This window comes from Pseudomonas sp. HLMP (assembly GCF_046365545.1).
In the GTDB taxonomy this organism is placed as follows: domain Bacteria; phylum Pseudomonadota; class Gammaproteobacteria; order Pseudomonadales; family Pseudomonadaceae; genus Aquipseudomonas; species Aquipseudomonas guariconensis_B.
Genome location: NZ_JBDLLR010000001.1, coordinates 189363 through 204874 on the forward strand (window position 1 = coordinate 189363; position 15512 = coordinate 204874).

Below are 15512 nucleotides of genomic sequence, written 5' to 3' on the forward strand. Positions count from 1 at the left end.
GCCTGTAACGGAGTGTATCCGATGTCAACGCTGCCGCTTGAAGGGATTCGTGTCGTCGAGCTGTCCCACATGGTGATGGGGCCTGCGTGCGGCATGGTATTGGCTGACCTGGGCGCCGAGGTGATCAAGGTCGAACCACCGAAAGGGGATGGCACGCGGCACCTTCCCGGGGCGGGCGCGGGCTTTTTCAGGATCTTCAACCGCAACAAGAAGAGCGTCGCCGTCGACCTGGGCACGACGGCCGGCCAGGAAGCGATCCTGGCCCTGGTCGATAGCGCCGACGTGTTCATCGAGAACTTCAAGCCCGGGCGCATGGCCGGGTTCGGCCTGGACTACGACACGCTTCACGCGCGTAACCCCGCGCTGATCTACGTGTCCCACAAAGGCTTCCTGAAGGGCCCTTACGAACATCGCCTGGCATTGGACGAAGTCGTGCAGATGATGGGCGGGCTCGCCTACATGACCGGCCCCGCGGGGCAACCGCTGCGTGCGGGCAGTTCGGTGAACGACATCATGGGCGGCATGTTCGGCGCCATTGGCGTTCTCGCCGCCTTGCATGAGCGAAACCGGACGGGCAGAGGCAAGGCGATCCAGAGCGCCCTGTTCGAGAACTGCGTGCTGCTTTGCGCCCAGCACATGCAACAGTATGCCGTGACCGGCCAGGCACCTGCGCCGATGCCCAGCAGGATCAGCGCCTGGTCGATCTATGACGTTTTCAGGTTCGCAGGCGATGAGCAGATGTTCGTCGCGGCAACCGGCGATGGGCAATGGGCTGCGCTGTGCAGGGTCCTGGGCCAGGAAGCGCTGCTGGACGATCCCAGCCTTGCGACCAACACGGCGCGTGTGGCGCAGCGCCCCCGGCTGCTCGCCCACCTGGCCGAGATCTTCGCCACCCTGGATGCCAGGGCGCTGGCGGTGGAACTGGAGCGCAATGGCATTCCGTTCGCGGCGATTCGTAAGCCCGAGGAACTGTTCGACGATCCCCACCTGCAGGCCAGCGGTGGCCTGGCCACGTTGCAACTGGACGACGGTTCGCATACCGAAGTGCCGTTGCTGCCACTGAGCTTCGATGGGGAGCGTTTCGGGCCTCGTCTTGCATTGGCGCGCGTGGGCGAACATACCGTCGAGGTCATGCGAGGCCTGGGGTATGACCATACCCGGATCGAGGGGCTGCAGACGGCCGGTATCTTCAGCGCCGCCAACGAGCCTGATGCCGTTTAACTGACCGGCATTGGGAAAAGGACTTTTCATCTCGAACAATTAGAAAAACCGGAGAAACCCCATGGTCACCGTTACCAACGCTTCGGCCCAGCAGGCCTCGGGCGAGGATCATCTGAAAGAGTTGCTGCTCTACCGCCGGGTGGCCTGGCGCATCGTCCCGCTGGCCATCATCTGCTTCCTGTTTTCCTATTTCGACAGGATAAACATCAGCTTCGCCAAGACGCAGATGCAGGCCGAACTGGGGCTGAGCGATACGGCCTATGGCCTGGCCGCGAGCATGTTCTTCATCGGCTACGTGCTGTTCGAGGTACCCAGTGGCCTTGGCCTGAGGAAGTACGGTGCGCCGGCCTGGATCTGCCGCATCATGATCTCGTGGGGGCTGGCGACGGCTGCCCTGGTGTTCGCGTATTCGCAATACACCTTGTACTTCCTGCGCTTTCTCATCGGGGTCATGGAGGCAGGGTTCGGCCCGGCCATCCTGTTCTACATGGCGTGCTGGTTCCCCAAGAAGCAGCTGGCCGGCATCAATGGGATCTGGTTCCTCGCCATCCCCCTCTCCGGCGCTGTCGGCGCGCCGCTCGCAGGGCTGGTGCTCAACGGCATGGACGGTTTCCTGGGGTTGGCGGGGTGGCACTGGCTGTTCGTGCTCTCCGGCCTGCCGTGCTGCCTGATGGGGCTGGTCGTGCTGTGGAAACTGGACCGGGATATCCAGTCCGCCAAGTGGCTTTCCCAGGAAGAAAAGGACCTGCTGCAAAAGAATGTGGAAGCTGGGCGTGACAAGGTGCCCGAAAGCCATTCCTCGTTCTGGAGGGTGCTGGTGACGCGCGAAGTGGCGGTTTTCGCGTTCGTGTACTTCGGCATCAAGATGGCGAGTTATGGCCTGAACTTCTGGATGCCGCACCTGATCGCCCAGTCGGGCGTCAAGGACATGCTCCATGTCGGCATGCTGACCGCCTTGCCTTACGCGGTCGCCTGCGTTGGCATGCTATGGATGACGCGGCGATCCGACCGTACAGGGGACCGCAAGTCCTACCTGATGCTGTGCATGCTGGCGTCCACGGTCGGTTACCTACTGGCTTGCTGGTTCTTCGACAGCCCGGTCATATTGATGGCGGCCCTGGTGCTCGCGACCGCAGGGTCGTTCATCGCGATACCGATCTTCTGGTGCCTGCCCCAGTCGACGTTTTCGGGCATCGCCATCGCCAGTGCCGTTGCCGCGGTGAACTCCATGGGGCAACTGAGCGGCATGATCGCCCCGGCCATGGTGGGCTTGATCAACGACCTCACCGGGCAGACGTACATGGGCATGCTGGCGATCGTGCCGGTGTTGATCGCCAGTTGCTATGTGCTGGCGCGCTATGTGCGCAATCCTGCAATGGGCTGATGCCTGCCGCGGCCAACTGGGTTCATTTGCCTTTCTTCATCGAGGTTGTATCTTTTTACTGTTCTTGAAACATCAGCGGTATTGCCAGCGACCCCGCTATAACAGCGGTTGATAATCCAACTATCGACTTATAGCGTTATCGGATAAGTCGTGTAGGGAGTGACCATGGCGAATCGACGCAAGGTACCTGGTGTTCGCAACTACGATGGCCCGGCGGGAGGCTGGGGCGCACTCAAGGCGACTGCAACGGCGGTACGAGAGCAGATGGACACGCTCAAGGCGCCTATCACCCTCATGCGCACCAACCAGCCGGACGGTTTCGATTGCCCAGGGTGCGCCTGGCCGGACAAGGAGCATCGCTCGACCTTCCAGTTCTGCGAGAATGGCGCCAAGGCCGTGACCTGGGAGGCGACCAACAAGCGCGTCACCCCGGAGTTCTTCGCCAACCACCCGGTCGCCACCTTGCTCCATCGCACGGACTACGAGCTGGAAGATCTCGGCCGGCTGACCCACCCGATGGCCTACGACCGGGCCAGCGATACCTACAAGCCGGTCGAATGGGAGCAGGCATTCGCCAGGATCGGCGAGATACTCCGTGGCCTGGAGCCGAACCAGGTCGAGTTCTATACCTCCGGCAGGGCGTCCAACGAGGCGGCCTACTTGTACCAGTTGTTCGCCAGGGCGCTGGGCACCAACAATTTCCCGGACTGCTCGAACATGTGTCACGAGCCCACCAGCGTGGGCTTGCCGCGTTCCATCGGCATGGGCAAGGGGTCGGTGTCGCTGGATGACTTCGAGTCTTGCGAGCTGGTGATCTCGATCGGCCACAACCCCGGGACCAATCATCCCCGCATGATGGGGACCCTGCACGAAGTGTCGCGACGCAAGGTGCCGATCATGGTCTTCAACCCGCTTCGCGAGCGCGCGTTGGAGCGCTTCGCCGACCCGCAGAACATGATCGAGATGGCTACCTACGGCTCCACGCGGATCGCCTCGACCTACTTGCAGGTGAAGGCCGGCGGTGATGCGGCGGCCATCAAGGGCGTGATGAAATCGCTGCTGGAGTTGGAAGACGCTGTCGGGGGTGTGCTCGACCATGAATTCATCGAGCACCACACCAATGGTTTCGATGCGCTGAAAGCCGACCTGCTGACCACCGCCTGGCCAGACATAGAACAGGCCAGCGGCCTGAGCAAGGCGCAAATGGAGAAGGTGGCTGCAGCCTATGCCAAGTCCAACGCGACCATCGTCACCTATGGCATGGGCATTACCCAGCACAACGAGGGGACGGCCAACGTCCGGTTGATCTGCGACCTGCTGATGCTGCGGGGGAATTTCGGCAAGCCTGGCGCGGGGATCTGCCCGCTGCGCGGCCACTCCAACGTCCAGGGCAACCGGACGGTGGGCATCACCGAGAAGCCCTCCGCCAGCTTTCTGCGGAAGATCGAAGAGGTATTGGGCTTCAAGCCGCCAACCGCGCATGGCCACGACGCCGTGCAGGCCATGCAGGCGATGATCGCCGGCACCTCCAAGGCACTCATCTGCCTGGGCGGCAACTTCGCCGTGGCGCTGCCTGACCCGGGCCAGTGCTTCCCGGCCATGGGCAAGCTGGACCTGAGCGTGCACATCGGCACCAAGCTCAACCGTACCCACTTGCTGGTCGCCAAGGAAACCTTCCTCTTCCCGTGCCTCGGCCGCACCGAGCTGGATGTGCAAGGGGGCGTGCGCCAGTCCATCACCGTCGAGGACTCCATGTCGATGGTCCATGCCTCGGCCGGTAAGTTGAATCCCGCCTCCGAGTTCTTGCGCTCGGAACCGGCGATCGTGGCGGGCATGGCCCACGCGACCCTGCCTGACAGCCCCGTGCCCTGGCTGGCGCTTGCCGCGGACTACGACAAGATCCGTGACCTGATCGAGAAGACCATCCCGGGCTTTGACGACTACAACGAGCGCATCCGTGTTCCCGGTGGGTTCCGCATGCCGCTGCCTGCCACGGAGCGGGTGTGGATGACACCTTCCGGAAAGGCTGAGTTCTTCGTCTTCCCAGGGCTGCATGAAGACAAGGAAGTCGATGGCGACGATGTCTTGCGCTTGATCACCCTGCGTAGCCATGACCAGTACAACACCACCATCTATGCGATGGATGACCGCTACCGCGGTGTGTTCGGCCGGCGCGATGTGCTGTTCATGAACCCGGCGGACCTGGAGGCGCGTGGCCTGGCCCATGGCGACCTGGTGGACATCGAGACGGTCTCCCATGGCAGGAAGATGCGCTATGAGCAATCACGGCCATCGAGTACAAGATCTCTGCTGGCTCGGTGGGGGCGTACTATCCGGAGGCGAACCAACTGGTGCCACTGGATTATATCGACGTGGACAGTGGCACGCCGTCGTACAAGTCGGTGCCGGTGCGGGTGATGCGTTCGGAGCCCAACTGAGCGAAGTGCTTTCGGTTGGTGGGGCAACTGCCATTAGGGCCGCTGCGCGCCCCTCGAGTTCGGCGCTATCCTGTGGGAGCCGGCTTGCCGGCGATGGGGCGCGCAGCGGCCCTAATATTTGCCAACTCGATCCAGGGGCTGGACGCTGCTCTGATATGGGCGTCGAATATATTAATGGGTCTATATTCATATAGGCATTTGCAGCTTATGAATGTTCGCAGTGTTCGTCAAATTGCTTTCTTTTAATACTTGATAAGTGTCATCTATCACTAACTTGCAATGCGTCGGAAACCCCTGTTTTTACGGGCTCATAGATAAGCCCGATCACTCTGTAGTTACTTTTGATTGGACGGAGCGCGGCAGCAAAAATAGTCTGCCGTTGTAAAGTTTTGAAGCGCACCTGGAAGTTCGCACTTCAATTCGACCTCCCTCTGCGTGCCAATCAAGGGTTACCTGATGAGCGAAGAAGAACATATTAGAACCTACAACGGGCCGGCTGCCGGCTGGGGTGCGCTCAAGAGCGTGACCAAGGCCTGGCTGGGCAGCGAGAATGCCTTCAAGAACCTGCGGGCCATGCTCAAGACCAACCAGAACGGTGGCTTCGACTGCCCCGATCGCCGATGGTAGTGTGGGGTTTCCCCATGTGAGAGTAGGTCATCGTCAAGATTCATTTCGCAAAACCCCTATCTGCGCGAGCAGGTAGGGGTTTTGTCTTTTAGTAGAGAGACCAGAGATTCGCTGGCACGTCCTCCACGACGGTCCGGCACACAGAATTTCTTGACGACCATAGAGCGTTGGCACCACCTGATCCCATCCCGAACTCAGCAGTGAAACGACGCATCGCCGATGGTAGTGTGGGGTTTCCCCATGTGAGAGTAGGTCATCGTCAAGATTCAAATCCAAAGCCCCTGTCCGCGATGCGGACAGGGGCTTTGTCTTTTCCGGCCCTACGCCATCGTCGCCTTGCGCGCTTTCCCGATCCGGCGTGCCTGCAACTTGCGCCACCAGATATAGACCCCGGTAAACGAGAGCACCGCTATCGCCACGCCCAGGATGGCGATCAGCACCTGGCCGGTCGTTCCGATGATCCGTCCACCATGGATGGGTAGCTGCAAGCGATAGAACTGTTCGCCCAAGGTCCCCTGGCCCGCTATCTCCTGGCCCAGCAAACGCCCATCGGTGCCGTGGAAGAACAGCCAAGACTTGCCGTGGGCATCGGTGTCATGCTGGCCGAAGCCGGCGCCATAGAAGTTGTACTCGAAGCTGTAGTAGAGCTCGCCGATCGGTGCGGACAACCCAAGCCTTGCCCCTTCCTCCTGGGCCCTCTGGTAGGCCTGTTGATAGGTCAGCAGGGTCACCCCCAGTTCGTTCTTGGGCATTGCTCCACGGGCCTCGTAGACGCTTGGCGCGACGGGTGAGAACAAGGATACGGCGGGCTTGAACACCTGTGCCGGCAGGTTCATCGCCACGCTGCTGATGGCGATGGGTAACAGCAGCAGCCACAGCCACAATCCGCCGGCCCTGTGGATATCCAGGTTCAGGCGATAGGCGTGCCCGCTCTTGATCTTCCAGGCGGTCGCCCATTTGCGCCAGAACGGCCGCCCGCGGGGCAGGGTGAGCAGCACGGCGATGAAGCAGTCCAGCACCCAGAGGATGGCCACCACTCCCATCAGCAGGATGCCCCAGTTGCCTGGCAGGGTCAGGCTGTAGTGCAGCTCCAGGATGAACGGCATGAAGTTCTCGCGAGAGAAGCAGCACTCGCCCCAGTAGCGCTGGCCGAGGGTCTCGCCGCTCACGGGGTCGAGATAGAACACCGTGTTCTTTTCGGCATAGGGCTGGTCAGTGCGCGGGTCGTTGCGCGGCACCATGGCCAGCAATGCGGAATGTCCGGCTTCCTGTGGATATTCCATGTACCAGACCTGCAGGCGCGGATGCTCGGCTTGCAACTTGTCCACAAGCGCGCCGGGTTGCTGCGGCGTGCCGAGCGCCGGCGCTTCATAGAAGCTGGGGTTGAGCCATTCGTCCAGCTCGTGGTGGAAAGCCAGCAGGCTGCCGGTGAGGCCAGCCAGGGCCAGGAACACAGCCGTCACCAGGCCCAGGTAGCGGTGCAACAAGACATAGCATTGACGCATCGGTCGGGACTCCAGGAAAAACGCCAGAAACGAAAAAGCCAGCACCTGGTTTCAGGCGCTGGCCTCGAGCACATGGAGGGAGTGGTCAGAACTGGTAGCTGACCGTGGCGCTGACATTGCGCTCCTCGCCCATATAGCAGTAGTTCAGGCTGGCACAGGAGGCGATGTAGCTCTCGTTGGTCAGGTTGTTGGCGTTCAGGCGCACATCCACGCCCTTGAGCCCGACCTTGCCCAGGTCGTAGCCGACCGAGGCATCGAACAGGGTGTAGGAGGGCACCTTCATGCTGTTCTCCGCATCCACCCAGCTGTAGCCGACATAGCGCACGCCGCCGCCCAGCCGCAGGCCGTCGAGCGGGCCCTGGCGAAAATCATAATCGGCCCACAAGGAGAACATCTGCTTCGGCGCCTGGGTCGGCGAGTTGCCCTTGTTGTCGAGGTTGCCCGACACCAGGCTGGGCATCGACTTGGCGTACTCGACATCGGTGAAGGTGTAGCCGCCCAGTACCCTGAGGTTGTCGGTCACCTGTACGTGGGCCTCCAGCTCCAGGCCCTGGGAGCGCACCTCGCCGACGGCGCGGTAGAACTCTTCGTCCGGTTGCTTGGACGCCAGGTTCTCTTGCTCGATGCGGAACACCGACGCCGTGAACAGGTTGTCGCTGCCCGGCGGCTGGTACTTGATGCCCGCCTCCCACTGGGTGCCCTCGGTCGGCGCCAAGGGGCGGCCGTCCTGGTCGGATACGGTGTTGGGGTTGAACGACTCGGAGTAGCTCACATACGGCGCGATGCCGTTTTCGAACAGGTAGAGCACCCCGGCGCGGGTGGTGAACTTGGAGCGATCATCGCTGACCCTGCTGTCGGTGTCGCGGTTTTCCTCGGACACCTTCACCCAGTCCTGGCGCAGGCCGAGGGAGAAGCGCCACTGGTCCAGTTCGACGAGGTCCTGCAGGTACACGCCGGTCTGCTGCAGGCGGCGCAGGTAGCGGTTTTCGCCGAGGACCTGCAAGTTGCCGTTGCCGTACTGCGGGTTGCCGGCATCCAGCGGATCGACAGTGCCATAGCGCCAGGCCACATCCGCCTTGCGCCGCTGATAGTCGGCACCGAGCAGCAGGGTGTGCTTGGCCGAGCCTGTGAAGAATTCCGCCTGGAGCATGTTGTCGACGATGAACGAATGCAGGCGCTCGTCACCGCCGGTATAGGCGCGGTTGAGGATCGTGCTGGTACTGTCTGCCCAGCCGGCCGAGTAGACCTGGTCCATCGACACGTCCGAGTCCTGGTAGCGGAAGTTCTGGCGGGCCGTGAAGACATCGTTGAAGCGATGCTCGAACTGGTAGCTGAACGACTGTTGGGTACGCTCGTAGTTGTCGATGTCCGGCTCGCCTTCGAAGAAGTGATCGGACAGGCGCAGGCCGTTACGCGGGTGCAACATGCCGTCCGCCGGGTTGCCGCCGTGATAGCCGCCATTGGGGTCGTGCTGCAGGTAGGCCTGCAAGGTCAGCGAGGTGTCCTCGCTGAAGTCGATGCTGACGGCCGGCGCGATGGCGTAGCGCTCTTCCTTGTTGTGGTCGAACTGGGTGTCGGAGGCATCCGCCAGACCCGTCAGGCGGTAGGCGATGCGCTTGTCGTCGTCCAGCGGGCCGCTGAAGTCGAAGCCCATGCCGCGCTGGCCCTGGGTACCGACCGTGGCCTGGACCTGGCGATATGGGTCGAACAGCGGTTTCTTGGTGGTCAGTGCCACCAGGCCGCCGGGCGAGCTGCGGCCGTAGAGCACGGAGGAGGGGCCCTTGAGGATGTCGATGCGCTCGAGGAAGTACGGGTCGACCTGCATGGTGCTGTAGGTGCCGTTGTCGCCCATGGACTTCAGGCCATCGACGTAGATGTTGTCCACCGAACCATCGTTGAAGCCGCGCATGGCCACGTAGTCGTAGCGGTGGGTGGCGCCGTAGGGGTTGGTCAGGACGCCCGGCGTGTAGCGCATGGCCTGTGCCACGGTCTGCGCGCCCTGGTCGTCCATCTGCTGGCGGGTCACCACCGAGACCGACTGGGATGTCTCCAGCAGCGGCATGCTGGTCTTGGTGGCGACCTGGCTGTGGGTGGCGTTGTAGCCCTCCATGCTGCCTAGCGCGTTACCCAGGGTGAAGCTGCGGATATCGGTGCTCGGCAACGATAGCGCCGCGTCTTCCGGCAAGGGATGCAGCACATAGCTGCGGCCATCCTGGCTGACAGCCTCGAGCCCTGTGCCATTGAGCAACTGGCGCAAGGCCTGGTCGGTGGAGTAGTGCCCCTGCAGGCCGGGCGACTCTAGTGCGCCAGTCAGTTGCGGGGTGCTGGACAGGGTGATGCCAGCCTGGCGGGCGAACTGGTTGAGCACATCGTCGAGGTTGCCGGCAGGGATCGCATACTGCTGGCTGACCTCGGTCGGCTCCGCGGCCTGAACCAGCAGCGGCGCGCTGCCGAGGCCGAGGGCCGTGCCGAACAGCGCGGCGCGCACCGCCTTGCCAAGGCGAGCTGAATTGAGGACAGGTCGAAAATCATTCGTACTCGCGAGGGGCAGCGAGGGCAGAGCGTCAGGCATGGAGAATATCCGTCGGGTCGAAAGGGCTGGTAGGAGTCGCTTACTGTCCTAGCCGGACGCTCGAGAAAAACCCGCCAGAAAAATCTGCAAAAAAGAGCAGACTCACCCCATCCGCTTCACCCGGACCCACCAGCGGGTGCGTTGGTGGAGCCTGACCGGCAGTGTCTGTGGCAGCAACTCCAGCAGCCCGTCGGTGTCTTCCAGGCGGAACACACCAGACAGGCGCAGGTCGGCGACTGCCTCGCTGCAGCCGAGATAGCCGTGGCGATACCGGCCCACTTCGGCGAGGAAATCGGCCAGGCGCATGTCACGGGTGACGATCAGCCCTTCGGCCCAGGCGCTGGCATCCATGGCTTGCTGCTCGACCTGCTGCGCGCCCTGGGTATCCAGACGCCAAGCCTGGCCGCTGGTGATCCACTGCAACTGGCCATGGCCAGGGCGGTGGATGGCCACTTTCCCCTGGCTGACGCTGACCCGCGTGCAATCGGCGTCCTGGCGTACCACGAAGCGTCCGTCGAAACCCTCCAGCAAGGCATCGCGGGTTTCCACCAGCAGGGGACGTCCCTGGCCTTGCAAGGCATTGCAGGTGAGCATCAGCTCGCCCTGCCTGAGACGAATGAGCCGCTGCCGCTGGTCGAAGGCCAGGTCCGCGGCGCTGCGGGTATTGAGCTGCAGCAGCGAACCATCCGGCAGTTGGAAGCTGCGGCGCTCGCCCGTGCCGGTGGCGTAGTCCGAGGTCCAGGCGTGCAATGCATCGAGGTCCTTGCCCAGCCAGGCTGCGGAGCCCACTAGAGCGACCCCGCCCAGCAGCTTCAGGGCCTGGCGCCGGTGCAAGCGACGCTGGCTGGTCTCCAGGGTCCGCAGGGCCACACCGGCGGCGGGGAGGGCGCGCAGGTCAAGGTCCTGGTGCAGGCTGAGCACCCGTTGCCAGGCCAGTTCATGTTCATGGTGGGTGCTGCGCCATTGTTCGCATTGCTGCGCCAGCGCCGGGTCGTGACCGCTTTCGCGCAGCCTCAGCAGCCAGTGGATGGCCTGCTTGACGACCTGTGGCGGGGGATGTGCTGGGCCCATTGTCTCAGCAGCCGTCTTCGTAGCGCAGCAGATAGCAGTGGTACAGCGCCTCTGCCACGTAGCGTTCCACGGAGCGCAGGGAGATGCCCATCTGTTCGGCGATCGCCTTGTGGCCCAGCCCTTCGCACTGGGCCAGCAGGAAGGCGCGGCGGACCTTGGGCTTGAGACCGTCGAGCATGTGCGCGATGCGCTCGAGCAACTCCAGCATCAGTTCGCGGGTTTGCGCTGACGGTACCTGGGCTTCCGGCAGGTGGGCCAGGGCCTCGAGATAGGCGCGTTGCAGCTCTTCGCGCCGCCAGTGATCGATCACCAGGCCCCGGGCGACCGTGCGCAGGAAGGCGCGTGGGGCGCTGAGTTCCAGCTGCTCGCGTTGTAGCAGGCGCACGAAGGTGTCCTGGGCCAGGTCCGCCGCGTCGGCGGCGTTGCCCAGTGTGCTGCGCAGCCAGTTGTATAGCCAGCCGTGATGATGGCTGTAGAGCGTGTGCACGGAGTCTCTGGAGGGCATGGAGAGGCGCTGGCGTCAAAGGGTATGAATGATAATTAGTCTCATTGTTTGCGGGCTGGCATTATTTTGCAACTGTCACTGATCGATATCGAGCCTGGGGAGACAGGGCTGCCTTGCAGCCCATCGCCGGCAAGCCGGCCGCCACAGGTACTCCACCAGGCCCGAGGGCAGTGGTGAACCTGGGAGCCGGCTTGCCCGTGATAAGGCCGGTACAGACGCACCCCATCTGTCTCATGTGGCCTGTAGCCAGCCGAGCTGCATTCAGCTCAGCAGCGTGCGCACATTCCCCATCGCCTCATCGGCAAAACCCTGCAGGAATGCCTGGAACCCAGGCAGCGCCTCGGCGCCGCCCTCCCAGGGTTCGGCCTGGATGGTCCAGGTGGCCCGGCTGTGCTGGCCATCGAGCGCCTCGACCTGCATCGCCGCCCACAGGTTGCCGATGTTCAAGCTGGTGTAGATCAGGCTCCAGGTCATGGTCATGGCTTGCTCGTCGCGTGAATTCAACTGTTCGATGACCACGTTGCCATCCTTGAACAGCTTCTTGCGTACCGAGCGCACGCCACTGCCGGTCATGTCGATGTGCGACAGCGCTGGGATGAACACCGGGAAACCGGCGAAGTTGCCGACGATGTTCCACACGCTGGCGGCCGGGGCGGCGATTTCCACGCTGGAAACCACCTGGCAGCCATGCGGATTACGGATCAGGGTATCGGGTTCGAGAACGTGCATGTCGTATTGCTCCTGTCGTGAATGAAGGGGGTCAGATGAAGCCGATGTCGCTCAGGTAGCGGCAGCCACGACGCAGCAGCTGCGGCGTCTTGGCCGGGTAGCTGGCGCCCATGCGCCGTACCCCCGCGCGGGCGTTGTGGTGCTCGATGGCGCTGATATCGCCGATGTCTTCCTCGAAGCCATCCAGGTAGAAGCCCAGGACCTCGAACAGCGCGTTGTCGCGATCGACATGGCCGAGTTGGCGCTGCCACTGTCGGATACCCACCAGCTCGAACACATGGCCCTGCGCGCGGAATGCCGCCAGGTAGTCGCGCCAGCGCAGCGGCTCGGGGTTGTGCAGGTTGAATACCCACTGCCGAGGCTGGTGGCCGCTGGCGTGGAAGGCGATGAAGCGGGCCAGGAAGTCGACCGGCATGAGGTCGAAGTCGATGTCCAGATCCGGCACCTGGCCCAGTTGCAGCGAGCCTTTGAGCATCAGCATCAGGCGATTGTGTTGGGGTTGGCAGACGCCGCTACGGCTGTCGAAGGTGATGTTGCCCGGGCGGAACAGGTTGACCCATACGCCCTGCTCACGCGCCCGTTGGAGGATCCGCTCGCCGACCCATTTGCCCAGGTTGTAGCCATTGCGGATGTAGACTGGCGGCGTCGCTGCCGGGCCTTGCTCCAGCACGCGGCCGTCACTGGACACCGCGCTGCAGGCCGAGAGGGTCGAGACGAAGTTGAAGACCTTCTTGCGCTTGCCTTCGCACAGGCGCAGGCACTCGAACAGCGGCTCGATGTTGTCGGCGGCCAGTGCCTGGTAGTCCAGCACGTGGTTGACCTGTGCGGCGTTGTGCAGCAGGGCGCCGTATTCGCGGTCCAGGTAGTCGTAGTCCTGCTGGCACAAACCCAGGCGCGGTTGGCGCAGGTCGGCCTCGAACACCCGTATGCGGCCCCGGTCCAGGGTCAGGCGATTGTCCGCCACGGCCTGGGCGAAACGTTCGGCGGCGCCCTGGCCATCGCGGCTGCGCACCAGGCAGGCCACCTCGCTGGCTCCCCAGTCGAGCAGCGCCTCGACCAGGTGCACGCCGAGGAAACTGTTGGCGCCGGTGACGATGACCTTGTGCACATCACCCAGGCACTCCACGGGTAGCACCTCCAGGCCCTGCTCGCGATTGGCGTCCTGCTCCAGGCGCACCAGGGGCGTTGCCTGGTCGCGCTCGGTACCGTCGAGCAAGGCGCCCAGGCGCTGCAGGGTCGGCTGTTCGATGAAGTGGTTGATCGCCACACCCTGGTCGAACTGCTCGCGTATCTCCAGCAGCAGGCGCGAGAGCAGGATCGAGTGGCCGCCGAGGTTGAAGAAGCTGTCGTCGATGGAAATGTCCGCCTCCGGCAGGTCCAGCAGGCCACTCCACAGGCTGCGCAGGCGTTGTTCGGTGGGCGTGCGCGGCACGACCCGATGGCTACCGGGCAGGGTGCGCGGCAATGCTTGCAGGGCGTGTCGGTCGACCTTGCCATTGGCCGTGTAGGGCATCCGCTCCAGCACCTGGTAGAACGTTGGGCACATGTAGTCGGGCAAGTGCTGCTCGGCATGGGCGCGCAGGGCCGTCTCGGCGTCTTCCCGGGCCGGTTGTGCGGTGAAGGCCAGGATCCGGCGCTGGGCGTCGATCACTACCGCGACCTGGGCGAACAGGTGACTTTCGCGCAGGCAGTGCTCGATCTCCTCCGGCTCGACCCGGAAGCCACGGATCTTCACCTGGTTGTCACGCCGGCCGCACAGTTCGATGCCATCCACGCCCCACTTGGCGATGTCCCCGGTGCGATAGGCGCGCAGGCACTGGCCGTCGGGCAAGGCCAGCTCGACGAAGCGCTGCGCGGTCAGGGCCGGGTTGTTCAGGTAGCCCAGGCCCACACCCGGGCCACTGATGTACAGCTCGCCCGGGGTCTGCTCGGGCACTGGGCGCAGGTCCTGGTCGAGGATCAGCACCTGGGTGTTGGCGATCGGTGTGCCGAGGTTGCGATTGCTGTCGCCAGCAGCGAACAGCCGGGTGGTCGCCAGTACCGTGGTTTCGGTCGGGCCGTAGATGTTGTGCATCCGGCACTGCGCGGCCAGGCGGGCGATGACCTCGGGTTCGCAGACATCGCCGCCGGTGACCAGGTGGCGCAGGCCCAGCTGCTCGTCACGGGGCAGGATGCTCAGCAGGGCCGGTGGCAGGAAGGCATGGCTGACCTCCTGGGCATGGATCAGCCGCACCAGCTGTTGCGGGTCGCGGCGCTGGTCGTCGCTGGGGATCACCAACTGCGCTCCGCAGGCGAAGGTCGGCAGGATGTCGAGCAACGAAGCGTCGAAGCCGATGGTCGAGAACTGCAGCACGCGACTGTGGGCGTCCAGCGATACGTGCTCGGCGTACCAGGTCATGAAGTGAGCAAGGTTGCGCTGGCTGAGCAGCACGCCCTTGGGCTGGCCGGTGGTGCCGGAGGTGTAGATGGCCACGCATGGCGCATCCGCCGAGGCCTTGCGCAACTGCAATGAGGGCAAGGGATGTCCGTGCGACGCGCCCAGCGTGCGTACATCCAGGCCGGGCAGCCCCGGCTGGTCCTGGCCGTCATGCAGCAGGACGCAGGCGCCGGCATCCTCGAGGATGCGCTGGCGCCGTTCGGGCGGGGTGGCCGGGTCCAGTGGCAGGTAGATGGCCGCGCAGCCGAGTACCGCCAGCAGGCTGGCATAGAGTTCGGGCGACTTGGCCATGCACACCGCGACCACTGCAGGCTGTCCATCGGCCTCCGGCAACAGGGGCAGCAAGGCGCGCTGGATACCGACGACGCGGGCATGCAACTGGTGATAGCTGTGATACTGGCCGTCACGGTTGAGGGCAGGGTGGTTGGCGAACTGGCGCAGGCGCTGTTCCAGGCCTTCCACCAGGCCTGCCCCGGCCTGCTCCAGCAGGTCGGCGCGCTGCGTGTGGTTGAACGGGTGCCGGTAGGCCAGCGATTCCAGCCACCCCAGGTCATGTTCGCGTTCTTGCAGGCCGGGGCCGACCGTGGGCGCCTGTTGCAGGTACTGGGGATTGCGGGCGAAGCGGGTGACCTGCAGGGCCAGTAGCTCGCGCAGCGCTTGCAGGGCGTCTTCACGCAGCTGCTGGCCATTGCCGGAGGCTGGCGGCTGCAGCGGCACCCACTCGATCAGGCGCTGGGTGCTGGCACTGGCGCACCAGCACAGCAGTTCCAGTCGCGGCAGTGGTTCGGCGCAACGGGCGCCCAGGCGCAGCCTGAGCAGCGGTGTGCCGCCCAAGGGCTGCCAGATGGCGCTGTCCAGCGCCAGGGTGCCGTCTTCTACCACCAGCAGTGACCTGGCCAGGGACAGGGCGTCCGGGATTTCGACCAGGGTCGCGCCGTGGCCGTGTTCGTCGAGCATCTTGGCAAGCTGGCGCAATGCGGGGCTGGTGCCCACCAGGAGTATGTCGAGGCGTCTCATGGCGGT

General features: G+C 63.8%; 8 protein-coding genes, 1 rRNA gene and 2 pseudogenes. 5 read left to right on the forward strand and 6 right to left on the reverse strand.

All coding sequences use genetic code 11. The annotated features are described in order from the left end of the window. Window positions 1-21 precede the first annotated feature (21 nt). The 5 genes and pseudogenes from ABFA30_RS01060 (at window position 22) to rrf (ending at window position 5935) form a co-directional block, all read left to right on the forward strand. Entirely contained in the window at window positions 22-1221 is a 1200-nt protein-coding gene (locus tag ABFA30_RS01060) for a CaiB/BaiF CoA transferase family protein (RefSeq protein WP_410045075.1), read from the forward strand. Window positions 1222-1282: 61 nt separating this feature from the next. Then, window positions 1283-2605 (forward strand): MFS transporter, encoded by a 1323-nt coding sequence (locus ABFA30_RS01065; RefSeq protein WP_225790358.1) that lies wholly within the window; start codon window positions 1283-1285, stop codon window positions 2603-2605. A gap of 165 nt (window positions 2606-2770) precedes the next feature. Continuing rightward, window positions 2771-5043: pseudogene (locus ABFA30_RS01070) on the forward strand (FdhF/YdeP family oxidoreductase). A 456-nt stretch (window positions 5044-5499) separates the two neighbouring features. Then, window positions 5500-5667 (forward strand): annotated as a pseudogene (locus ABFA30_RS01075) (hypothetical protein); the annotation flags it as partial. Window positions 5668-5819: 152 nt separating this feature from the next. Continuing rightward, window positions 5820-5935: ribosomal RNA gene (rrf, locus tag ABFA30_RS01080) — 5S ribosomal RNA — on the forward strand. Between the two features lie 55 nt (window positions 5936-5990). On the opposite strand, the gene ABFA30_RS01085 is transcribed toward rrf, so the two are convergent. The 6 genes from ABFA30_RS01085 to ABFA30_RS01110 form a co-directional block, all read right to left on the reverse strand. After that, a complete protein-coding gene (locus tag ABFA30_RS01085; RefSeq protein ID WP_410045076.1) occupies window positions 5991-7175 on the reverse strand; it encodes a PepSY-associated TM helix domain-containing protein in 1185 nt (394 codons plus the stop codon). 85 nt (window positions 7176-7260) lie between these two features. Beyond that, a complete protein-coding gene (locus ABFA30_RS01090; RefSeq protein WP_225787711.1) occupies window positions 7261-9747 on the reverse strand; it encodes a TonB-dependent siderophore receptor in 2487 nt (828 codons plus the stop codon). 102 nt (window positions 9748-9849) lie between these two features. Then, window positions 9850-10818: a FecR domain-containing protein gene (locus ABFA30_RS01095; RefSeq protein WP_410045077.1), complete on the reverse strand. Its 969-nt coding sequence runs from the start codon at window positions 10816-10818 to the stop codon at window positions 9850-9852. A gap of 4 nt (window positions 10819-10822) precedes the next feature. Then, window positions 10823-11323: a sigma-70 family RNA polymerase sigma factor gene (locus ABFA30_RS01100; protein WP_225787709.1), complete on the reverse strand. Its 501-nt coding sequence runs from the start codon at window positions 11321-11323 to the stop codon at window positions 10823-10825. A gap of 261 nt (window positions 11324-11584) precedes the next feature. Next, on the reverse strand, window positions 11585-12052 hold the full coding sequence (locus ABFA30_RS01105; protein WP_225787708.1) for an SRPBCC family protein: 468 nt from the start codon (window positions 12050-12052) through the stop codon (window positions 11585-11587). 31 nt (window positions 12053-12083) lie between these two features. Then, window positions 12084-15506, reverse strand: a complete 3423-nt coding sequence (locus tag ABFA30_RS01110) for an amino acid adenylation domain-containing protein (RefSeq protein WP_410045078.1) — start codon at window positions 15504-15506, stop codon at window positions 12084-12086. Between the last annotated feature and the right edge of the window lie 6 nt (window positions 15507-15512).